Annotated in this window: 16 protein-coding genes; 6 read left to right on the top strand and 10 right to left on the bottom strand. The window is 62.9% G+C overall.

What is annotated here, in order from left to right:
* Nucleotides 1-36 precede the first annotated feature (36 nt).
* From LB555_RS06260 to LB555_RS06250, 3 genes are all read right to left on the bottom strand, one after another.
* Nucleotides 37-1,197 carry an MFS transporter gene (locus LB555_RS06260; protein ID WP_224682482.1) on the bottom strand — a complete coding sequence of 387 codons (1,161 nt, stop codon included), beginning with the start codon at nucleotides 1,195-1,197 and terminating at the stop codon, nucleotides 37-39.
* Between the two features lie 96 nt (nucleotides 1,198-1,293).
* Nucleotides 1,294-2,469, bottom strand: a complete 1,176-nt coding sequence (locus tag LB555_RS06255; protein ID WP_140873557.1) for an MFS transporter — start codon at nucleotides 2,467-2,469, stop codon at nucleotides 1,294-1,296.
* Nucleotides 2,470-2,636: 167 nt separating this feature from the next.
* Nucleotides 2,637-4,544, bottom strand: coding sequence for a phospholipase D-like domain-containing protein (locus tag LB555_RS06250; protein ID WP_224682481.1), 1,908 nt, complete (start codon nucleotides 4,542-4,544; stop codon nucleotides 2,637-2,639).
* A 258-nt stretch (nucleotides 4,545-4,802) separates the two neighbouring features.
* Here LB555_RS06250 and LB555_RS06245 point away from each other — a divergent pair, with 258 nt between their 5' ends.
* The 4 genes from LB555_RS06245 (at nucleotide 4,803) to LB555_RS06230 (ending at nucleotide 10,963) form a co-directional block, all read left to right on the top strand.
* The gene (locus tag LB555_RS06245; protein ID WP_140661062.1) at nucleotides 4,803-6,380 is read left to right on the top strand and encodes a trimethylamine methyltransferase family protein; all 1,578 of its coding nucleotides are present in this window, start codon (nucleotides 4,803-4,805) and stop codon (nucleotides 6,378-6,380) included.
* Between the two features lie 167 nt (nucleotides 6,381-6,547).
* A complete protein-coding gene (locus LB555_RS06240; RefSeq protein WP_015317443.1) occupies nucleotides 6,548-7,033 on the top strand; it encodes an endonuclease domain-containing protein in 486 nt (161 codons plus the stop codon).
* Nucleotides 7,030-9,600 carry an FAD-dependent oxidoreductase gene (locus LB555_RS06235; RefSeq protein WP_224682480.1) on the top strand — a complete coding sequence of 857 codons (2,571 nt, stop codon included), beginning with the start codon at nucleotides 7,030-7,032 and terminating at the stop codon, nucleotides 9,598-9,600. The genes LB555_RS06240 and LB555_RS06235 overlap by 4 nt, the downstream gene beginning before the upstream one ends.
* 7 nt (nucleotides 9,601-9,607) lie before the next feature.
* A complete protein-coding gene (locus tag LB555_RS06230; RefSeq protein ID WP_224682479.1) occupies nucleotides 9,608-10,963 on the top strand; it encodes a M24 family metallopeptidase in 1,356 nt (451 codons plus the stop codon).
* Here LB555_RS06230 and LB555_RS06225 read toward each other — a convergent pair.
* Both LB555_RS06225 and LB555_RS06220 read right to left on the bottom strand, forming a co-directional pair.
* The gene (locus LB555_RS06225; protein ID WP_224682478.1) at nucleotides 10,928-11,755 is read right to left on the bottom strand and encodes a phosphate/phosphite/phosphonate ABC transporter substrate-binding protein; all 828 of its coding nucleotides are present in this window, start codon (nucleotides 11,753-11,755) and stop codon (nucleotides 10,928-10,930) included. The genes LB555_RS06230 and LB555_RS06225 overlap by 36 nt on opposite strands.
* Nucleotides 11,756-11,849: 94 nt before the next feature.
* Nucleotides 11,850-12,860, bottom strand: a complete 1,011-nt coding sequence (locus LB555_RS06220) for a fatty acid desaturase (protein ID WP_181166283.1) — start codon at nucleotides 12,858-12,860, stop codon at nucleotides 11,850-11,852.
* 228 nt (nucleotides 12,861-13,088) lie between these two features.
* Here LB555_RS06220 and LB555_RS06215 point away from each other — a divergent pair, with 228 nt between their 5' ends.
* Together LB555_RS06215 and bmt are read left to right on the top strand one after the other, a co-directional pair.
* Nucleotides 13,089-13,946: a helix-turn-helix domain-containing protein gene (locus LB555_RS06215; RefSeq protein WP_140615940.1), complete on the top strand. Its 858-nt coding sequence runs from the start codon at nucleotides 13,089-13,091 to the stop codon at nucleotides 13,944-13,946.
* Between the two features lie 121 nt (nucleotides 13,947-14,067).
* Entirely contained in the window at nucleotides 14,068-15,090 is a 1,023-nt protein-coding gene (gene bmt / locus LB555_RS06210; RefSeq protein ID WP_224682477.1) for a betaine--homocysteine S-methyltransferase, read from the top strand.
* 18 nt (nucleotides 15,091-15,108) lie between these two features.
* Here the strand turns inward: bmt and LB555_RS06205 are convergent, their stop codons facing one another.
* The 5 genes from LB555_RS06205 to LB555_RS06185 all read right to left on the bottom strand — a co-directional run bounded on the left by LB555_RS06205 (nucleotide 15,109) and on the right by LB555_RS06185 (nucleotide 20,415).
* The gene (locus tag LB555_RS06205; RefSeq protein ID WP_224623363.1) at nucleotides 15,109-15,291 is read right to left on the bottom strand and encodes a hypothetical protein; all 183 of its coding nucleotides are present in this window, start codon (nucleotides 15,289-15,291) and stop codon (nucleotides 15,109-15,111) included.
* 219 nt (nucleotides 15,292-15,510) lie between these two features.
* Nucleotides 15,511-16,206: a glutamine amidotransferase-related protein gene (locus LB555_RS06200; RefSeq protein WP_224682476.1), complete on the bottom strand. Its 696-nt coding sequence runs from the start codon at nucleotides 16,204-16,206 to the stop codon at nucleotides 15,511-15,513.
* A gap of 160 nt (nucleotides 16,207-16,366) precedes the next feature.
* Entirely contained in the window at nucleotides 16,367-18,553 is a 2,187-nt protein-coding gene (locus LB555_RS06195; protein WP_224682475.1) for a VWA domain-containing protein, read from the bottom strand.
* Between the two features lie 2 nt (nucleotides 18,554-18,555).
* On the bottom strand, nucleotides 18,556-19,116 hold the full coding sequence (locus LB555_RS06190) for an RNA polymerase sigma factor (protein ID WP_224682474.1): 561 nt from the start codon (nucleotides 19,114-19,116) through the stop codon (nucleotides 18,556-18,558).
* Between the two features lie 120 nt (nucleotides 19,117-19,236).
* Nucleotides 19,237-20,415 carry an NAD(P)/FAD-dependent oxidoreductase gene (locus LB555_RS06185; protein WP_224682690.1) on the bottom strand — a complete coding sequence of 393 codons (1,179 nt, stop codon included), beginning with the start codon at nucleotides 20,413-20,415 and terminating at the stop codon, nucleotides 19,237-19,239.

Genomic DNA, 20,415 nt, shown 5'->3' with positions numbered 1-20,415 from the left:
TGCGATACGGCCTTTCGCGGCCCTTGCGGCGTTGCTTCACCGCACCCGCCGACGGATAATCGTCGCCAACGCAAGCGCGGCGCAGATCGCGCCGAGCGTCAGCGGCAGGCCGCTCGCACCGGTCACATCCATTATGCCGCCCGCTAGCGGCGGGACGACAATGCCGCCGACACCCCACATCAGGGAGAATGCCGCATTGCCGGCAACCAGCGCCGAACCGGTGAAGCGCTCGCCAAGTTCGATGATGGACATCGTGTAGATGCCGTAGGACACAGCTCCCCAGACGAAGACGCAAGGCCAGATCAGCGGCGTTTCGATCAGCATTGGCAAAAGCACGCAGCCAAACAGCGTCAGCAGGACGCAGATGAAGCGCACGAAACGGGCCGTCAGCCGCTCGGCCAGCAGGCCAAGCGGAACCTGCATGGCGATGTTGCCGGCGATCATGACCGACAGCAGCGCCGACATGCGAGCCTCCGCGATGCCATGATGCGTGCCGTAGACGGGCAGCAGCGCCAGCACCGCCTGCTCGAAGCCCGCGGCTACGACCACCGCCGACAGAAGCAGCCATGCGAGCGGCATGAAAGCCATCACCGAAACCTGATGCCCGGCCTCGTCTACTCTGGGCAGCCGTGGCAGAACCGACGCCAGGCAGATGCCGCAGAGCACGAAGGCGCCAATGCCAACAAGGAACGGCGGCCAGCCTTCTGTGCCAACGGCGAGCAGGCAGAGCGGGCCGGAGGCGAAGCCGGCCGAAATGATCGTCGAATAGAGGCCCATGATGCGGCCGCGCCGGGCCGGCGGCGCCAGCGCGATTACCCAGATTTCGCTGAGCACATAGAGCGGGTTGGTCACGGCGCCGATCAGCAAGCGCAGCGGAAACCAGAGATAGACGTTCTGCGTCCAGCCGATCAGCGCCAGCACGACAGCTGAAAGCGCCGCGCAAGTGAGGGCCGTGCGCCCTGCTCCGAACCGCCTCGCCAGCGCTGGAATAATTGGCGACGAGACGATGAACCCGATCGGCGTCATCGCCGCCGACAGGCCGATCATCGCGGGCGAGACACCCTGGCGCTGCAGGATGAAGCTCAGCAGCGGATAGGACAGGCCCTGCGCGATGGCGAAAACGGACACGGTCGCGATCACACCGGTGATCGCTGCCCATCGCATCGTCTCGTCGCTTCTCGTGTCCACCAGGTCCATGATCCATAACGCTGTCGCGGTTGCAGACTTAGCGGTTCGGCCCGGCGGCGGTAAGCCCCGCGGCCCGGACGGATGCCCGGCTCCAGCCAAACCCTGTCAGGAGCCTGCGCGGCTGGCCGATCTATAAAGCGCGAAGGCGACCAGCAAAGCGTCGAGGCCAATGATCACGGTTGGCAAACCCACCGGCCCGATCGCCTGCATCAGCAGGCCCGCGCCCGGCGGACCAACGATACCGCCGACACCCCATAGCAAGGCGAACGCCGCATTGCCGGTGACCAGCAGCGAACCTCTGAAGCGGCTGCCGAGTTCGACCAGCGCCATCGTATAGACACCGTAGCCCACCGCGCCCATCACCAGAAGCACGCCCCAGATCAGCTGTGTGGTAATCAGCAGCGGGAGCAGAACAGCGCAAACGGTCGTCGCCACCGCGCAGGCCAGGATCATCGGTCGGCCACCGAAGCGTTCGGCGAGCAGGCCGAGCGGGATCTGCAGAAGGATGTTGCCCAGCGACAGCGACATCACCAGCGCGGCGAGCACCGCCTCGGGCAAGCCATAGCCGGCCCCAAACACGGGAACCAGGGCATAGGTGCTTTGCTGGACGGCGGCCGAGACCAGCACCGCCAGCAGCAGCGCCGGCGCCAGCCGGGCAAAACCGACAAAGCTGCCGGCAGGCTGGCCGTCATCCTCGAAACCGGCGAGCTTCGAGGAGACAAGGCGCAAAATGACGGCACAGAGCAGGAAACCGACGATGCCGACGCTGAAGGGAGCCCAGCCCTCGATACCGACCAGAGTGAGCGTAAAGGGGCCGGCGGCATAGCCGGCGCCCATCAGTGTGTTGAACACGCCCATCACTCGCCCGCGCCGCGACGGCGGCGCCAGCGACAGCGCCCAGACTTCGCCCAGCACATAGAGCGGGTTGATGACGATGCCGATGATGAATCGGATGACGTACCAGGCAACCCAGTCTTGCAGACAGAAGATGGCCAGGAAGCACATCGCCCCAATCAGCGAGCAGCCAACCGCCAGGTTTCGCGCCCCGACCAGCCGCACGGCAGCCGGCACGAAAGAGGCCGACAGAATCAGGCCAACCGGCATCATCGCCGCCGACAAGCCGATCAGGGCGGGCGACATGCCTTGCTTCTGCATCAGGAGCGTAAACAGCGGCGAGCTCAACCCTTGCGCCGCTCCGAACATGGCTAATGCGGCGGTGACGCCCGCGAGCGCCGCCCATTGCGTTCCCGCTTCGCCTTCGCTCGAGCCGGTCGCGACCATGCCGTCATCCATGTCAATGCGGCCATCGGCCAGCAAGCACGACTAGCTACTGGTTCGACCAGAGGAAAGGAAGAGCCGAACCGGAGATCCGCTTGCACCAAGGAAATCGACCGACCGGCCGACGCCATCGGCCCGGATGAACGAACCTTGGATACAGAACGCGATGGCTACGGGAAGTAGCGGGCGATTGCGCCTTTCTTGCCGTCCGCATAGGGCTTCAGCCACTTGTCGTCGATGGCAATCCCGTCAGCATCGGAAGGGCCCTTGCCGATCGTCCTGCGCCAGGCCCGGAACTTATAGTGGTCGAAGACGTCGAGCATGTGCACGGCATAGGCCGCGGCAAAGGTCTTGTCGCCTTCCACGATGACCAGATTCTCGTCGTTTTCGTAGGAAGCCTTGTAACCGAGGTTATGGCTGCCGGTAATGACGGTGGCGTTGTCCTCCATCGGATCGATGATAACGATCTTATCGTGCACGATCGCGTGGCCGACGGTGAGCACTTCGGCCTGGAAATCCGTCGCGATCGTGGCCCCGGTCAGGTTCGCCGCCCGTACGATGGAGACATTCGGGGCCTCCCAGACTTTCTCCGGATAGACAAAGGGCGACTTGCCGTCCTTGTTCGACTTGTGGGTGACCGGATCCTTGGTGGGAGCGACATAGTTGGGCATGGCCGTCTCGTCGCTGATCGCGCCCTGCACGATGAGGTTCGGATCGGCTTTCGCCGCCGCAACCGCCTGGTCCACGATCGAATTTTCGCCGAGCAGCGAAGGGTTGAACACCAGGAACAGCACGGCCCGCTTCGCCGCTTTGATGCGGGCAAAGACGTCCTGGAGGTCGACCGGACGCACCGAAATGTCCTTCTTGTTGCGGTTCGGGTCGTTGGGCGAAAACCACACCGTTATGCCGTCCAACCCCACCGAGGCGCCGTTGAGGGGGTTTGGCATGTGGTTCTCCTTGCGGAACGGCACGCCCTGCGTCTGCGCGACGTGGCCGGCAGCACTTTCGGAAGCCGGTGGCGGAAACACATCGGCTTTCATGCGTTCCCAATAGGCGTCGAACACCTCCGCCATCGCCGGATCGTCGCGAACAAAAGCGTTGTTGGACTGGCCGCATATGCCAGTCGACGTCCAGTTGGTACTGCCGGTCATGACCGCTTGCGGATTGCCCTGGGTGTCGCGGTAGACGACGAACTTGTTGTGGCCGATATGGTTGTTGTTGAACAGGCGGTCCGTCACCACGACGCCCGCATCGTGCAAACGCTTCCTGTAGGGTGCGTTGCCGGCATCCCAGGCCTTGGTCTGGTCATCCCTGCCGGAATTGGAGAGGATGACTTCGACTACATCCCTGGCTGCGATGATGGCGTCGCACAATTCGTCGTCGCCGAGCTCATAGAGCGCAAGCCTGACCGTGCCGCCTTCGGCCTTGGCCCGTTTCAACAGGCTGGTCAGCACGTCAGGCACGTCGCCATGCAGATAGGCGCGGATCTTGCTGGTCGGGTCTTGCAGCAGCGCCCTGATCTTGTCGCGCTGGCCGACCTTGATGCCGGCTTCCGCCAGCGCATGCGACATCCATTGCGTCGAAAGCACGCCGTTGGTGAAGGCAACGCGTGCCTTGCCGAACATTTGGCCCAGGAAGATTGGCGGACTGACCGCGCCCTGCCCAAGATAGCCAAGGGGTCGCGCCGGTCCGGTATAGGCGGGTTTGCCGTCGACGACCTGATCGGGGCGCACCGGCACGGGATCGAGGCCCGCCTTCATGTCGCCAACGGGACGCACGCGGTAGGCGATCATTTCGCCGTCCGGCCTGACGTCTATGCTGTCGCGGCGGCGCCTGACAGTCAGATCGCGCCAGAATGTCTTCTGCACCGGCCAGACACCGGTATCCTGAGGAATCCATCGGGGATTGCGCTGACCCTTGAAGGGCACCCAGGACGCAAGGCAACGCTCCTCGCCTGTATCGGGATAGAGGCGCACGATCTCGAAACCGAGGCAGCCTGGGATCATCCCGTCAACATCCCAGGAAAGGAACGCGACTTCGTTGTTTGTCGCGGCACGCACTTTGACGACGTCAGGCATGGCGTCCCTCCAAAAGCAGTTCAACGCGCAAGTATGTCAGAAGTAAAAGACGGTACTGTAACGCCTCTTTAAATCTGCACCATCCGACAGCCTCACGCAGACCCTGCCGGCGCGCCGGTGTGGCCAGGGCGGAGTCGCGGCCACCTGGCTGCCGTTCCGGCATGTCGCTTCCCTCGCTCTAGTGGTCGCCGCCTCCGCAATGGCCGGAGGGGCGCCGGTCCATTATGCCGCCCGTTATCGCATCCTACGAGGACCATCATGACCGCCGTCCTACAACCCTCAGAACCGGCATTGGCGCCCGACCGTGCCCGCCGCGGCGGTCGCGCCGGCAAGCGCGCCGGTGGCTCGGCCGCGTTCGAGCAGCCGGCTTTCCGCCAACTGAAAAATCCGCTGACGCCGACCAAGCTGGTGTCCGAGGACGAGCTGGAATCGATCCACCTCGCCTCCTTGCGGGTGTTGCGCGAGATTGGCGTAGACGTCCTGCACGACGAAGCCCGCAGCATCATGAAGGCTCATGGCGCCGACGTACGCGAGGGCTCGGAGCGCGTGCGCTTCGACAGCGACATGATCCTGGAGCTGGTGTCGAACTGCCCGTCCGAATTCACCATCCATGCCCGCAACCCCGAGCACAATGTGCGCTTTGGCGGTGACAATCTGATCATCTCGATGATGGCCTCGGCGCCCAATTGCTCCGACATCGATCGTGGCCGCCGGCCCGGCAACCAGCAGGATTATCGCAATTTCCTGCGGCTGGCGCAGATGCACAACATCCTGAATTGCACGGGCGGCTATCCGGTCGAGCCGACTGACATCCACCCGTCGGTGCGCCATCTCGAATGCATCCGCGACCTCGCCACGCTGACCGACAAGGTGTTCCACATCTATTCGCTCGGCAAGGAGCGCAATGTCGACGGCATCGAGATCACCCGCATCGCGCGCGGCATCAGCCATGAGCAATTGCTCGCGGAACCGTCCGTCTTCACCATCATCAACACCAATTCGCCGCTCAAGCTCGACGTGCCGATGATGGAAGGCATCATCCAGATGTCGAGCAAGGGCCAGGTCGTCATCGTCACGCCCTTCACCCTCTCGGGCGCCATGGCGCCCGTCACCATCGCCGGCGCGCTGGTGCAGCAGAATGCCGAGGCGCTGTCCGGCATTGCCTTCGCCCAGATGGTCAGGAAGGGCGCGCCGGTCGGCTATGGCGGCTTCACCTCTAACGTCGACATGAAGTCCGGTTCGCCGGCCTTCGGCACGCCCGAATACATGAAGGCACAGCTCGTCGGGGGCCAGCTCGCCCGCCGCTACAACATCCCCTACCGCACCTCCAACACCTGCGCCGCCAACACCGTCGATGCGCAGGCAGCCTATGAAAGCGTGTTCTCTCTGTGGGGCGCGGTGCAGGGCGGCGGCAACCTGATGATGCATGCGGCCGGCTGGCTGGAAGGCGGCCTGCGCTGCTCCTACGAGAAGACCATTCTGGATATCGACCTGTTGCAGATGGTGGCCGAATTCCTGACCCCGCTTGACCTTTCCGATGAAGCGCTCGGCTTCGACGCCATCCAGTCGGTCGGCCCCGGCGGCCACTTCTTCGGCACCCAGCACACGCAGGACCGCTACAAGACCGCGTTTTATTCGCCCATCCTTTCGGACTGGCGCAATTTCGAGACCTGGGCGGAAGCCGGCTCGCCAACGGCAATGGAAAAGGCCAACAAGGTTTGGAAGGAGCGGCTGGCCTCCTATGACGAGCCCTACATGGATCCCGCCATCCGCGAGGAGCTCAACGCCTTTGTTGCGAAGCGCACAGCCGAAGGCGGCGCGCCGACCGATTTTTGAGCGGCAGTGTTCATTTTGATGAGCCGATCATTCGTATGGATTCGATGAATAGTCGACCCCCACTCCGTCGAGCTTCGCTCGACACCTCTCCCCCGATCGACGGGGGAGAGGAAAAGCGCGAGCCTAGCCCAGTTGGCTCCCTTCCTCTCCCTCCGGAGGGGGGAGAGGTGGCGCTGCGAAGCAGCGACGGAGTGGGGGAAGGCGCTCCTCAAACGCGCAGTCGCCGAAAAACAGGCACAACCCAGAGAGCCAGAAAACTCAGGCAAGGCGACAATCAAGCGGAAGCACTGCTTTGGCTCGAACTAAAAGCCCGCAAGCTTGGCGGCTACAAGTTCACGCGACAGTTCTCTATCGAACCCTACTACGCTGACTTCGCCTGCCGCGAAAAATGGCTTGTTGTCGAAGTCGACGGACACCAGCATGCGGACAGTCCCTATGACCGCCGCCGCGACGACTTCATGCGCGCTCAGGGCTATTCGATCCTGCGCCTTTGGAGCCATGACGTCGTGAAACATCGCACTTCCGTCTGTGAAACCATCCTTGCCGCGCTTGACGGCAAGCTGATCGAAAACATCGCTGTATCCGACCTCCGCTTTGTCTTCGTGTCCCATTCCTCCGATTCAATCTCTTCAAAAACGGAACTATCCTCATGAAATCCCATGCAAAAGCGGTTGTCATTGGCGGCGGTGTCGTCGGCTGCTCGGTGCTCTACCACCTGGCCAAGACCGGCTGGACCGACATCATGCTGATCGAGCGCTCGGAGCTCACCTCCGGCTCGTCCTGGCATGCGGCCGGCGGCTTCCATACGCTGAACGGCGATCCGAACGTCGCCAAGCTGCAGGCCTATACGGTCCAGCTTTACAAAGAGATCGAGGAGATTTCGGGCCAGTCCTGCTCGCTGCACCTGACCGGGGGCGTGATGTTGGCCGATACGCCCGAGCGCATGGACTTCCTGCGCCTTGCCCACGCCAAGGGCCGCTATCTCGGCATGGACACCGAACTGATCACGCCGTCCGAGGCCAAGGCGATGTTCCCGCTGATGGACGAGACCAATTTCGTCGGCGCCATGTGGGATCCGGTCGAAGGCCATCTCGACCCCTCCGGGACCACCATTGCCTATTCCAAGGCGGCCAAAAAACTCGGCGCCGAAATCGTGCTGCGCAACCGCGTCGTCGACCTGACACAGCAGCCGGACGGCACCTGGAACGTCGTCACCGAACAAGGCACGGTTCACGCCGAACATGTCGTCAACTGCGGCGGCCTGTGGGCGCGCGAGATCGGCCGCATGGTCGGCATCGAGCTGCCGGTGCTGGCCATGGAGCACATGTATCTCTTGACCGAGCCGATGCCGGAGGTCGAGGAGTTCAACAAGTCGACCGGCCGCGAAATGATCGGTGTGCTCGACTTCAAGGGCGAGATCTACACCCGCCAGGAGCGCAACGGCATCCTGCTCGGCACCTATGAAAAGGCCTGCAAGCCGTGGTCGCCGGTCAACACGCCATGGGACTTCGGCCATGAACTGCTGCCGCCCGATCTCGACCGCATCGCGCCGTCGCTGGAAATCGGCTTCAAGCATTTCCCCGGCATCGAAAAGGCCGGCATCAAGCAGATCATCAACGGCCCCTTCACCTTCGCGCTCGACGGCAATCCGCTGGTCGGCCCGGTGCAGGGCCTGACCAATTTCTGGTGCGCCTGCGCCGTCATGGCCGGCTTCAGCCAGGGCGGCGGCGTCGGCCTGGCGTTGTCCAACTGGATGGTGCATGGCGATCCGGGATTCGACGTCTGGGGCATGGATGTCGCCCGCTTCGGCGAATGGGCTGGGCTGCGCTACACCAATGCCAAGGTGCGCGAAAACTATTCGCGCCGCTTTTCGATCCGCTTCCCCAACGAGGAACTGCCGGCTGCCCGCCCGGCGCAGACGACGCCGCTCTACGACACCATGCTCGCCAACAATGCCGTGATGGGCGACTCCTGGGGTCTCGAAACCCCGCTCTGGTTCGCGCCGAAGGGCAGCGAGCCGAAAGACGTCGTCTCCTTCCACCGCTCCAACGACTTTGAACCGATCGGCGAGGAAGTGCGCGCCACGCGCGAGCGCGTCGGCGTCACCGAGATCGCCAACTTCGCCAAATACGAAGTGTCGGGGCCGGGCGCGGAAGAGTTCCTCAACCGGCTGATGACCAACCGCATGCCGAAGACCGGCCGCATCGTGCTGACACCGATGATCAACGAGTTCGGCAAGCTGATCGGCGATTTTACCATCGCCAAGGCCGGTGAAGACCGCTTCATGATCTGGGGCTCGTCGGCAGCGCAGAAATACCACATGCGCTGGTTCGAAAAGCACCTGCCCAAGGATGGTTCGGTGCGCATCCACCGTTTCGACCAGACACTGGTCGGCCTGTCGATCGCCGGCCCGAAATCGCGCGACCTCCTGCAGAAGCTGGTCGATGTCGACATCTCGACCAAGGCGTTCCGCTTCATGGATTTCCGCGAAATGGCGGTCGGCGGCGCGCCCTGCCTGGTCAACCGCATTACCTATACCGGTGACCTCGGCTACGAGATCTGGATGGCGCCAGCCTATGAGCGCCTTGTCTACAAGGCGATCAAGGACGCTGGCGAGGAATTCGGGATCGTCGATTTCGGCATGCGCGCCTTGCTGTCGATGCGCCTGGAAAAGAATTTCCCGACCTGGTTCCGCGAGTTGCGGCCGATCTACGGGCCGTTCGAAGGCTCCATGGACCGCTTCATCAAGCTCGAGAAGAACGACTTCATCGGCCGTGAAGCCGCCGCCAAGGAACAGGCGCAAGGGCCGAAACTGCGCCGCGTCTCCTTCATCGTCGATGCCGCCGATGCCGACGTGATGGGGGACGAGCCGATCTGGGCCAAGGTCGGCAAGGATTACGGCACGGTTGAAAAGCCGCATGGCTACGGCGCGCCGCGCTTCGACACGTCGGGCAAGGAAATACGTGGCTCGAAGGCCGCCGAAGGCGCGTCGGCCGTGCGCGGCATCGTCGACGGCGACTGGCGCGTGGTCGGCTGGGTGACATCGGGCGGCTATGCGCACTACGTGCAAAAGTCGATGGCGCAAGGCTATGTGCCGGCCGCCCTTGCCGAGGATGAAAGCGCGGGGCTGTTCGAGATCGAGATTCTTGGGTCTCGGCGTCCGGCCCGCATCAATGTCGAGGCACCCTTCGACCCAAGCGGCGAGAAGATGCGGACCTGAGGACGGGATGGACAGCGGGGCGCCAAAGGGAAGCTTCGGCCGACACCGCAAGATCATGCCGTTTGTATCAGGCTCGATCGAGGCGCTGCGCGACGCCTCCCGCGAGAAGGCGGCTTCGCTCAACCAGCATGTGCTGGGCTATGGCGCGCAAGCCGAAGCGGAATGGGCGGCGGCGGGTGTTAGCGCGCCCGACCTGCCGACAATCCGAAAATACCGGCTCGAGCGCATCCGCGCCGAGCTGAAGCGCCGCGGCTACGCCGGCGCCTTGCTCTATGATCCCGTCAACATCCGCTATGCGACCGACTCGACCAACATGCAGCTCTGGGTCGCGCACAATCCGACGCGGCATTGCTTCGTCGCCACCGAGGGTCCGGTGGTGCTGTTCGACTACTTTTCCTGCGAGCACCTGTCCGATCATTCCGGCATCGTCGACGAAGTTCGGCCGGCCGTGTCGTGGATGTATCTTTATGGCGGCGAGCTGACCGAGCAGAAAGTCCGCCGTTGGGCCGCCGGTATCGCCGATTTGATCAGGGAGCATGGCGGCGGCAACAACCGCATCGCGGTCGATCACATCAACCCGGAAGGCGTTGAAGAACTCCACCGCCTCGGCATTTCCATCGGCAATGGCGAGGCGGTGATGGAAAACGCGCGGCTGATCAAGTCGCCGGATGAAATCCTTGCCATGCGCCGCGCCATCATCGCTTGCGAGGCGGCGATGGGCGAGATGGAACAGGCGCTCAAGCCTGGTATCTCCGAAAACGAATTGTGGGCGCAACTCCATCGCGGCAACATCGCGCGCGGCGGCGAATGGATCGAGACGCGGCTGCTGACGTCGGGGCCGCGCACCAATCCGTGGTTCCAGGAATGCTCGTCGCGGATCATAGAGGCCGGCGATCTCGTCGCCTTCGATACCGATTTGATCGGCCCCTACGGCTTCTGCGCCGATCTCTCGCGCACCTGGCTCTGTGGCGATACAAAGCCGACCAACGAACAGCGCGACCTGTTCCGCATCGCCGCCGACCAGATCGAGTACAACACCGCTTTGATGCAGCCCGGCGTCTCGTTTCGCGAACTGGTCGAACGCTCGGCTGTACCGCCTGGAGACTGCTTCCCAACCCGCTACGGCGTGCTCTACCACGGCGTCGGACTGGCCGACGAATATCCGACCTTGCCGCATGCCAGCGACTGGACATCCGATACACCCGACGGCGTGCTGGAACCGGGCATGGTGCTGTGTGTGGAGAGCTATATCGGCCGGCTTGGCGGTCGCGAGGGTGTCAAGATCGAGGAACAGATCCTGATCACCGACACCGGCAACGAAAAGCTTTCAACCTACCCGTTGGATTCGAGGCTGCTCGGCTAGCCCGGCAAGGGCTTCACGCATCGCCCGCACGGTCTTTTCCGGCGTCGTCATCGCGGTGATGAACGGCAAGCCTTTGCGCCTTCCCGTCCAGCCGACGATCACGATCTTGCGCGCCGCCGGCTCGAAACGCTGTGCCAGCGCCCAGCTTTCGCAATCGATCGCGGCAACATCCGCTTTGCCTTCCGCGACCGCCACGATCGAGTCGCGATGGCCGCCGCTTTCGCTGCGCGATGAAAATACGTCCAGGTTTTCGCCGGCCGCTTTCAGGTCACGCGTCAGCGCGATGATGCCCGACATGGAATCGAGGCTGTTGAAGGTGAAGCGCCTGCCCCGGATGAGATCGAGCGGCAGCAAGGCCCTGCCATCGGCGGGCGACCGAACCTCCGGCCCCTCGCCCGAACGCATCACCAGCGCGCTCGAATAAAGTTCGCCCTGCCCGCCTTCATAGGCTTCATAGCTTGGCTGACCGACCACCTGCACATGCCGGGACAGACCGAGTTCCATCGGCCCCCAGCAGGTCTGCGCGAACAGCAGCGCCGGATGCATCCAGAGCTTGTGGAAATCGAGTTCGTCCGGCGGCAGCGTCGCCGGATCGGGCGCGACGAGTTTACCTTCACCGTCCCGAATGCCGCCCGGCACCGGCGGCAGGTCGCCATTGCGGCGCACGATGGATTGCGGCGCATCGATACCCCTTCGCCGGAATGAATCGCGCAACCACGCCCATTGGGCGTCGACCTCGTCGCGCGCCTCCGGCCAGTCATACATCGGCAACGCCGCAATCAATTCGCTCATGCCGATATCAAACCACCATGCCGGGACAAAGGATCGCAAAAACGCGGCGCCCAATCAGAATTGGCCGACACGTTATCCACTCTACACGCGGATACTATTCCTTGGGCGGTTCGGCGGGAACCGGCGCGCTGCCAAGCCCACTGATGCTGCGCGCCCTGACGCGCGGCTTGAACGCCCTGCCCGGCTCGGGCGCGCGCCGCAGAACCGGATGCACGATCGGCTCCTTGGCCTTGAAGGCATAGGATCTGAGCAGCGCGAAATAGTTCGGATAGGCATAGCCATTGTTCATCCGCAGCCATTCCTCACGCCGGTCACGAAACAGCTTCGGCAGCCGGTACCAGGCGATGGTCGGGCTCTTGTGATGGACGAAGTGCAGATTGTTGTTGAGGAACAGGAACGACAGCGGTGAGCGCTCGACAATCACCGTGCGGCCTTCCGGATGCTCCGACCACTGGTGCTCGGCATAGGTGCGGATCGAGATCAGCGACTGGCCGAGCCAGACCGGCACCAGCACATAGAGCCAAACCGGCATGCCGAAGCCGAACTGCACGACCGGCAGCACCACGGCAAGGCCTATCGCATGCAGCAGCCAGGCCTTGCGGATCGCCTTGTCTCCGGCAATCACGTGCTTGGCGTCATCGATGAAGAAGCCGATGCAGGACAGCCATGGCCCCAGGACGAGGCGACCGGCCATGGTGTTGTTGACCTTCAGCACGAATTTCATCAGCGGCGGCATTTCTTCGTGCATCCAGAGCGCCTGGTAATAGCTCTCGGGATCGTCGAGCGGATCGGTCAGCCGCTCGTCCGCGTGGTGGCGCAGGTGAATGGTCTTGAAACGGCGGAACGGCCAGGCAAGGCCGATCGGCAGGAAGACGAAAGCTTCATTGACGAGGCCGTTGCGGGTCGGGTGACCATGCAGCACCTCGTGCATGATAGAAGATTGCAATGCCAGCGTGACGGCCATGACGATCAGTGCAGCTATGGGATATGACGGCCAGAGGAAGAAGCCGGCGGCCAACCATGTGCCGTAGCAGAAGAAAGCGAGAACCACGGTCGGCCATTCGATGGCCGATCTGCTGCTTCGACGGATGCTCTTGCCAGTCATGCTATCGACCACTGTCCTCAGTCGCCGGAACCCCCACCGGTTCCTGACAGCATTGTGTCAAGAGATATGATTCCACTCAACGCGACAAAGTGCACAAAATGTTGCGTCTGCGCATTCTTGGCTGCATATGTTATACATTGTAAACAGTCTTAGGGATTCGTTTACGCCTGAAGCGCTTCTTCGGCCGCTTCGGCGAAAAATTTTCCTCCCGATCCAAGGAGTGAGATGATGGACAAGCGCGACCTGTCGGCAATCTTCCGGGAGCGTCTGAAGCTCCTCCTGACACGCTCCGACCTCAACCAGTCGGCTTTCGCGTCAGCAGTCGGCATCGACAGGTCGGCGCTGTCGCAACTGATGTCAGGTGCCTCGACCCGCCTGCCGCGCGCCGAAACCTTGCTCAACATCGCCGCCGAATTCAAAGTGTCGCTAGACTGGCTGCTTGGTCTTAGCCAGGACGAGGGCGTGACCGGCGAAATCCGCGAGAGCCTGGAGATCGAGGAAGCGCCCGACGGTTTCGACCGCACGCTGCTCGCCAAATGGTTCGCGGAAGCGGCGGGCACCAAGATCCGCTATGTGCCGGCTGGCATTCCCGATCTCCTGCGCACCCACGCGCTCGTCGACTACGAAGCCAACATCACCAACAGGAGCCGACTGGCGCAGGCCAGCGAAACGCAATACCGCATCGAGTACAACCGGCGGCCGGAAACCGACATGGAAGTCTGCATGCCGCGCCACACGTTGGAGATCTTCGCCCGCGGCCTCGGTGTGTGGGACCGTTTCCCGGCGGCCGACCGCCAGCAGCAGCTTGCCCATATGGCGACGCTGCTCGACGACCTCTACCCGACCTTCCGCCTGTTCCTTTATGATGGCCGCATGCGCTATTCGATCCCGCTGACCATATTCGGCCCCTATCGCGCGGCGATCTATGTCGGCGACATGTATGTGGTGCTGAACGCCACCCAGCCGGTCCAGGCCCTGACCCAACATTTCGACAATCTGATCCGCGCCGCCGACATCAATCCGCACGAAGCGGCCGCCTTCGCGCGCAACCTGGCCGACATGTCGTTCGCATCAGGCTCTGCCTGAGCGCTCAGCACCGCATTTTCATTGACTGGACATAAAGACTTCTTTATATCCTTATTCGAATTCCCAGACATGTTCGAATTCCAAGACACGGTTCGAATTCCAGGACACGAAAGCCAATCCGATGACGACGAGCAATCCGATCGATGCGCTGCTGGCTGAAAAGGGTGTGCTGCTGGCCGATGGCGCCACGGGCACCAATTTGTTCGCCATGGGTCTGGAGGCCGGCGAGGCGCCGGAACTGCTGAACGAAACCGCGCCCGACACCATCACCAGCCTGCACCAGAATTTCGTCGACGCCGGCGCCGACATCATCCTGACCAACTCGTTCGGCGGCACCCGCCACCGGCTGAAACTGCACCATGCGCAGGACCGCGTGCATGCGCTGAACAAGCGCGCGGCCGAGATCGCCCGCGCTGTCGCCGACAAGGCCGGCCGCAAGGTGATCGTCGCCGGCTCGGTCGGTCCGACAGGGGAACTGCTGGTGCCGCTTGGTGCCATGACCTATGACGAAGCGGTCGACGCCTTTGCCGAGCAGATCGAAGGTCTCAAGGAAGGTGGCGCCGAAGTCGCCTGGATCGAGACGATGTCGGCGCCCGACGAGATCCGCGCGGCGGCCGAAGCCGCCATCCGCGTCGGCCTGCCCTACACCTATACCGGCTCGTTCGACACCGCCGGCCGCACCATGATGGGCCTGCTGCCGAAAGACATCCACGGCGTCGCCGACGGCCTGTCGCAAGCGCCGCTCGGGGTTGGCGCCAATTGCGGCGTCGGCGCTTCCGACATCCTGGCCTCGCTGCTCGACATGACCGAGGCCAAGCCGGAGGCGACTGTCATCGTCAAGGGCAATTGCGGCATTCCCGAATTCCGTGGCACCGAGATCCACTATTCCGGTACGCCGGAACTGATGGCCGATTATGTCCGGCTCGCCGTGGATGGCGGAGCCAAGATCATCGGTGGCTGCTGCGGCACCTCGTTCCAGCATCTGGCCGCGATGCGCAAGGCGCTCGACGCCCACACCAGGGCGGATCGCCCGACCGTCGAAAAAATCGTCGAGCGCATTGGCTCGATGCGCAACAAGGTGGCGACGGCAAACACCGCCGAGACCAGCGAAGCCCGCCGCGAGCGGCGGCGCAGCCGCGCCTGAGGCGATTTCTTTTTGCGGTTATTCGCTGTTGTCGGCGTAGCTTGACTGCGCCGACTGGAAATCGACCACGTTGTCGCCGCGCATTGTTGCCAGCGCACCGGATGCGCTCGGATCGGAAATCTGCTCCAGCATGACGCGGAAGCGGTCATTGGTCAGCGCCGACATGGCGGTGTGGCGCGCCTGCGCGACATCGTCGCTCATGCGTCTGGATTCGGCTGACGGGGCTGATAAACTCGCCGAAGCGTCCCGTGCCGGCGGAGTCGGGTTGGCGATGGTTGTGATTTTCAATTCCGGCTCCCTCAAGCCTTAGACATGACCGGTGTAGCGAGAGGAAATTGCGATCCGGTACCGGAAATGCCGAGCAATTTAACGATCCCGTGCGGGTCGCTCCAATCTTGCGGCAGTATCGTCGTCGACCAGCTAGATCAAAGGCGGAAAAAGTTTACGCAGGAACCCGTTGAACCAGGCGGCCTGCGCTGCATCATGCAGGCTCATAAGACGATCCTGTTCTTCACGCGTCTGCGCGCCCGGCTTGTCATAGTTCGCGGTCGGGCGGTCCTGTACACGTCGAAAACCTGTACGCGTGACTTCCGCGTGGAACTGCAATCCGTAGATCTTATCACCGATGCGAAAAGCCTGGTTGGGAAACGAGGCGCTCGAAGCAAGGTGCTGGGCGCCTTCAGGCAAATCAAAGCCGTGCCAGTGTGATTGCGTGACATGGATCGGCTCGGACAGAAAATCCTCCGCTCCCGCTGTCGGGTAGAGTGGATAGCAGCCAAATTCATGCACGCCGCTCACCGGCGGACCGACATGAGCACCGCGATGCCAGTCGATCTGCTGCGCGCCTTGGCAGATGCCGAGCAAGGGGATATCGGAACTCATGCAGAAGTCGATAAATCGGTACTCGTTCACCAAGAATGGATGCAGTGACGTGTCGTAGACATTGTACATTCCGCCGTAGACCACGCCGCCCGCGACATCCTCATCCGCCTCCAGCGCCTCTCCGGCATAGGCTCGACGCAAGACGGGCTGGTAGCCGCTTTGCTGGAGGTAGGCGAACACACGGTCGTCGGCAGGTTCGTCGCCGTGCCGCACCAGGATAATACGTCTCTTCATTGCTCTCTGCCTTCCTCCCGCCAGAATGGGTGGTGGACGACCATGGCGCAACGAAAAAAAGGCCGGCAAGGGCAAAGATCCCTCGCCGGCCTGCCTCACCGCCCGTGGGCCGGTTATCAGAACGATCCCATCATCTGAAAGAAACCGGCCGTCATCGCCACTACCGGTTGCCGCCCAGCGCCGAGGCAAGGCGCACAAGCGAAAGGAACTCGGACCTGTACCCAAACGGGTCGGCTCCTCGGGCGGCAGTGGCAATCTCCATGATCTTGTCGTAGCCGAACTTCGCGGTCGCATCCTCGTCGCGCAGCTTCTGGCCGAAGGCCGCGACGGCTACGGAGAAACGCTGGTCGGTACTGGCCTGATCGAAGGACGCGACCTCGTTGGCCGAGGTCACCGGCGTGGTGATCAGCTTTGAGACGTCCTCGTTGGGCAGCTTGTAGCGGATCTTGACGAAGGCATATTCGTCCGCATTGACGACACCGCCATTGTTGACCGTCGCCTGGCCGTAGCGCAGCGGATCGATCTGCTCGCCGCCACCGCCTTTGGGCGTGATCTCGTAGATCGCGGTGACCGAATGGCCCGAGCCGATATCGCCGGCATCGACGCGGTCATTGTTGAAATCCTCGCGGTTGAGCGCCCGGGTCTCGTAGCCGATCAGCCGGTATTCCGACACCTTGTCCGGGTTGAACTCGACCTGGATCTTGACGTCCTTGGCGATGGTGAACAGCGTCGAGGAGGCATCTTCGACCAGCACCTTCTCGGCCTCGGCCAGCGTGTCGATATAGGCGGCGGTGCCGTTGCCGTTCTGGGCAATGGTCTGCATCATTTCATCGTTCAGATTGCCGCGGCCGAAGCCGAACACCGACAGAAACACGCCGGTCTTGCGTTCGCTCTCGATCAGCCGCTTCAGGTCATCATCATCGGTCTGGCCGACATTGAAGTCGCCGTCAGTGGCAAGCATCACTCGGTTGACGCCATCCTTGATGAAGGACTGCTGGGCAAGCTTGTAGGCTTCCTTGATGCCGGCCTCGCCTGCCGTCGAGCCACCGGGCTGCAGATTGTCGACGGCATTGAGGATCTTGTCCTTCTCGGCAACCTTTGTCGGCATCAGCACGGTGCCGGCATCGCCCGCATAGGTGACGATCGAGATGGTGTCGTCGGCCTTCAGCTTGCTGACCAGCAGCCGGAACGCCGACTTGAGCAGCGGCAGCTTGTCCGGTTCGTCCATCGAGCCCGACACGTCGATCAGGAAGACCAGATTGGCCTTCGGCTGCTCGGTCGGCTTGATGTCGAAACCCTTGATGGCGACGTGCATCAGCTTGGTGTGCGCGTTCCACGGCGTCGGCATGACGCTGACGGTCGAGTTGAACGGCGTTGAGGCCGATTCCGGCCCCTTCCAGTCATAAGGGAAGTAATTGATCATCTCCTCGACGCGGACCGCGTCGGCTTGCGGCAGGTAGCCCTGCTTCAGCGAGCCGCGCACGAAGGAATAGGACGCGGTGTCGACATCGATCGAGAAGGTCGAGACCGGGTCTTGCAGTGCCGCATGCACGGGATTGGTCTTGAAATCCTGGACGCGATCGCGGTTTTCCTCCTGCGGCGCGATCTGGTCGGCCGGGATGGCCGCCGGCTGCTGCGGGGCCATAAGCTTGGGCTCGGCTCCCTGGACGCGATTGGCCCGCGCGGCATTAGGCGCGTTTGGCATGAGGCCGGCACTCTCCCGTGAAACCTCGCCGCTGGGTGCGGGGGCCGGCCTGGAGGTTGGCAAAGTCCCATACTCCACCTCCTTGCCGCTGTAGGTCTTTAGGTCAAACCTCGACGATACAGTCGGGCTCACCGGCGCGCCCGGTTGTGCTGCGCCACCGGCGGCATCCGATTCGGAGTTCGGCGGTGCGGCCGGCGCAAGTGCATCGCTGGCGTCGCGGCTTTCCACATCCAAGTCTGCCTTCTTGTCCTTCTCCAGCGCCGTGGGAGCCTGTTTCGGCTCGGCGACGGTTGGCTTCTGCGTCGCCGGCTTGTCGGCCAGCGTCTCGGTGATCTTCTCGTCGCCGCCGAACGGCGACGGTTGTTCCCTCAGCAAATGGAAGGTGGCGTATCCAGCGATCGGCAGGGCGACGAGCCCGGCAAGGGCCGGCGTGGCAATGAGTTTCTTTTGCATGATCTCGCTCCAGAGCTTTTGTGCTCGCTCCGTGAGACGAAGGCCGCCAACCGATCCTTGGGTGACGGCGGAAATATTTTCCTGATCATAGGCGCGCAGGGCAGCTTCGAAAGCGCGTGCCTTCGCGCTCTCGTCCGGCGCCGGTACCGCTGCATTGCGCAGCTTTCTGAGTTCGTTGTCGTCGACCATGGTCACACTTCCCCGGCTGAACGCATCAACGTCTTCAGCCGTTTCTTCGCTTCATGGATGTGCCAGGAAACCGTCGTCTCCGAGATCGCCATCGCCTCGGCGGCGGCCGCGTGGCTCAAGCCTTCGCCATAGACAAGCATCACGGCATCGCGCTGCTTGTCCGGCAATTGCCGCACCGCCGCCCACAACGCCTCGGTGGGGTCTTCACCCTCGGCCGGGCCTTCGCCCGAAATCAGCGCATGGACGCCATAGGCCTCGGTCTTGACCGTCTCGCGCTGGGTCTTGCGCATCGTGTCGCGCGCGGCGTTCATCGTCATGGTGTAGAGCCATGTCGTGAACGCGCCGCCGCCGCGATAATCCCGGATCGCCTTGCCCAGCCTGACACAGACTTCCTGGGCGATGTCTTCGGCATCGGCCTTCCTGCCGCACCAGCGATAGGCGGCGCGATAGACGAAGTCGTAGTGACGCTCCAGCAATTTGCCGAAGGCCCCCCTGTCTCCGCCCTTCGCCCGCCCGATCAGTTCGGCGTCGGAGGCTTCGCTCTCATCCAGCATCATCGCCATCATTTGCCTGTTGGACGAAGGCTAATGGCTAATCCTTGGGGTGATGGAAAGATTTTTCTCGAATTTGGACGTTCGCGTGTAGGGCGTGGCGAGTGAGGTCAGGCCGGTCTCACCTGAACGTCAACACGCCTGGCCCGCAGCCCAGCCAGACGACCACGCCCATTGGAAATTATAGCCGCCGAGCCAGCCGGTGACGTCGACGACCTCGCCGATGAAGAACAGGCCCGGCACCAGCTTCGCCTGCATCGTCTTCTGGTCGAGGCCGTTGGTGTCTACCCCGCCGAGCGTCACTTCGGCCGTCCGGTAGCCCTCCGAACCGGCTGGCTTGATGCGCCAGTCGTTGACCGCGGCCTCGACGGTTTTGATCTGGGCCTCGGAAAGATCGGCGAGGTTGCCGTCCAGCCCGGTTCGCTCGGCTATCGCCTGTGCCAGCCGTTTCGGCAAATGATTTGCCAGCACGGTCTGCGCCGCTTGCCGGCCATTGCCACGCCTGGCAGCGCGGATGAGTTCAGCCACATCCATGCCCGGCAGCATGGCGATACGGATCTCATCGCCCTCGCGCCAATAGGAGGAGATCTGCAGGACGGATGGCCCGCTGACGCCGCGATGCGTGAACAGCATCGCCTCGGAAAACCGCGTCTTGCCGCAGGCAATCTCGGCGTCGACCGCGTTTCCGGCCAGGGGCGAAAGCCGCTCAAGCGTTTTTGCGTCGAAGGTCAGCGGCACCAGGGCAGGCCGTGTTTCGACGACGGCAAGGCCATACCGTTCCGCAAGCTCGTAGCCGAAGCCCGTCGCGCCCATCTTGGGGATCGACTTGCCGCCACAGGCCACGACCAGGGACTGGCAGGAAACCGAGCCCGTGGAGAGGGCGAGTTCAAACCCTCCCTCGGTTCTGCCGATAGCCTCGACGCGGGTCGACAATACCAGCTCGGCGCCCCTGCCCCGCATTTCCGAGACCAGCACATCGATGATCTGGCGCGCCGAGCCGTCGCAGAACAGCTGCCCCAATGTCTTCTCGTGATAGGCAATGCCGTGGCGTTCGACCAGCGCAATGAAGTCGCGCTGCGTATAGCGGCTGAGCGCCGAGATGCAGAAATGCGGATTCCTCGAGATGAAATTCTTCGGGCTCGCATGGATGTTGGTGAAATTGCACCGGCCACCGCCGGAGATACGGATCTTTTCGCCGGGTGCCGCCGCGTGATCGAGGATCAGCACCGAACGGCCGCGCTTGGCGGCTTCCACGGCGCACATCATTCCGGCGGCGCCGGCGCCGATGATCACGACATCATAGGATTGCAT

The organism is Mesorhizobium sp. BR-1-1-10 (assembly GCF_020165595.1).
Lineage (GTDB): Bacteria > Pseudomonadota > Alphaproteobacteria > Rhizobiales > Rhizobiaceae > Mesorhizobium > Mesorhizobium australicum.
This window is presented reverse-complemented; position numbering and strand designations above follow the sequence as displayed.

Excerpts from the sequence above, each read along its gene's own strand:
- LB555_RS06230 (WP_224682479.1), top strand. The coding sequence starts at position 9,608 with ATGGACAGCGGGGCGCCAAAGGGAAGCTTCGGCCGACACCGCAAGATC.
- LB555_RS06245 (WP_140661062.1), top strand. The coding sequence starts at position 4,803 with ATGACCGCCGTCCTACAACCCTCAGAACCGGCATTGGCGCCCGACCGT.
- LB555_RS06220 (WP_181166283.1), bottom strand. The coding sequence starts at position 12,860 with ATGACTGGCAAGAGCATCCGTCGAAGCAGCAGATCGGCCATCGAATGG.
- LB555_RS06255 (WP_140873557.1), bottom strand. The coding sequence starts at position 2,469 with ATGGTCGCGACCGGCTCGAGCGAAGGCGAAGCGGGAACGCAATGGGCG.
- LB555_RS06235 (WP_224682480.1), top strand. The coding sequence starts at position 7,030 with ATGAAATCCCATGCAAAAGCGGTTGTCATTGGCGGCGGTGTCGTCGGC.
- LB555_RS06205 (WP_224623363.1), bottom strand. The coding sequence starts at position 15,291 with ATGAGCGACGATGTCGCGCAGGCGCGCCACACCGCCATGTCGGCGCTG.
- LB555_RS06195 (WP_224682475.1), bottom strand. The coding sequence starts at position 18,553 with ATGGTCGACGACAACGAACTCAGAAAGCTGCGCAATGCAGCGGTACCG.
- bmt (WP_224682477.1), top strand. The coding sequence starts at position 14,068 with ATGACGACGAGCAATCCGATCGATGCGCTGCTGGCTGAAAAGGGTGTG.
- LB555_RS06200 (WP_224682476.1), bottom strand. The coding sequence starts at position 16,206 with ATGAAGAGACGTATTATCCTGGTGCGGCACGGCGACGAACCTGCCGAC.
- LB555_RS06185 (WP_224682690.1), bottom strand. The coding sequence starts at position 20,415 with ATGCAATCCTATGATGTCGTGATCATCGGCGCCGGCGCCGCCGGAATG.
- LB555_RS06250 (WP_224682481.1), bottom strand. The coding sequence starts at position 4,544 with ATGCCTGACGTCGTCAAAGTGCGTGCCGCGACAAACAACGAAGTCGCG.
- LB555_RS06215 (WP_140615940.1), top strand. The coding sequence starts at position 13,089 with ATGGACAAGCGCGACCTGTCGGCAATCTTCCGGGAGCGTCTGAAGCTC.
- LB555_RS06260 (WP_224682482.1), bottom strand. The coding sequence starts at position 1,197 with ATGGACCTGGTGGACACGAGAAGCGACGAGACGATGCGATGGGCAGCG.
- LB555_RS06190 (WP_224682474.1), bottom strand. The coding sequence starts at position 19,116 with ATGGCGATGATGCTGGATGAGAGCGAAGCCTCCGACGCCGAACTGATC.
- LB555_RS06225 (WP_224682478.1), bottom strand. The coding sequence starts at position 11,755 with ATGAGCGAATTGATTGCGGCGTTGCCGATGTATGACTGGCCGGAGGCG.